This window comes from Desulfurellaceae bacterium, assembly GCA_021296095.1.
Lineage (GTDB): Bacteria > Desulfobacterota > Binatia > Bin18 > Bin18 > JAAXHF01.
In genome coordinates this window covers 11,048-11,796 of the sequence record JAGWBB010000106.1, presented here as the reverse complement: position 1 = coordinate 11,796, position 749 = coordinate 11,048, and the positions used below count along the sequence as shown (strand labels likewise).

General features: G+C 63.4%; 2 protein-coding genes. One reads left to right on the top strand and one right to left on the bottom strand.

The features are described 5' to 3' along the window. Nucleotides 1-308, top strand: a 308-nt coding sequence (locus J4F42_19435) for a hypothetical protein (protein MCE2487691.1), incomplete at its 5' end; no start/stop codon positions are given. Between the two features lie 63 nt (nucleotides 309-371). On the opposite strand, the gene J4F42_19430 is transcribed toward J4F42_19435, so the two are convergent. After that, on the bottom strand, nucleotides 372-749 hold a 378-nt coding region (locus J4F42_19430; protein MCE2487690.1), incomplete at its 5' end, for a hypothetical protein.

Here is a 749-nt window from a genome sequence, read left to right as displayed (position 1 = left end):
GTGTCCAGCCGCTATGGGACTATGTGGTTGATCCGCTGACGCTGATCGTCCTGGTCCTGGTGGTCGGCCTCAACGTCCACGCCTCGCTCCAGACTCCTGGCGCAGAACCGGTCAGGAGCCAAGGGCCGGTCGATCTGTTCACCATGGTCGCCGCCTTTGTCGGCATCATCTACCTGCATAACTACGTGCTCAAGTTCTCGGATCATTTTGAGGCCAGCGCCCTCATTTGGAATCTCTTCGCCCCGGCTGTGGTCGTCATCACCGGTGTCTCAGCCATCAGCTTCTGGCGGCGGGCCGACAGAGCCTGAGGCGTCCCGGGAAAATCCCCCTTAGTCCTGCTGTGGCGAAGAGATGCCTTGTGGGGGCGGGTTTCAAACCCGCTCCCAGCGCTCCAGGCCGGCCAACACCTGTTCCATGGCCGTGTTGATCGTCTCGAACCGCCCGCCGTCGGCCAGCATGTCTTGTTCGGTCTGAATGAACCGGGCCGGAACGATTTCGTGCCGACAGTGGCGAATCAGCTCCGCCGCCGCGTGGGGGGTCGTCTCCAGGTGGAACTGCAAGCCCACCAGCCGCTCGTCACAGATAAAGGCCTGGTTCTGGCAGGCCCGGCTGCGGGCGATATGGACCGCGCCGGCCGGCAGGTCGAACGTATCGCCGTGCCAGTGGAACACCTCCAGGCTGGGCGGCAGCCCGGAAAAGAAGGGGGAAGTCGTTGCCGCCTGGGTGAACTCAACCGGAAACCAGCCGAT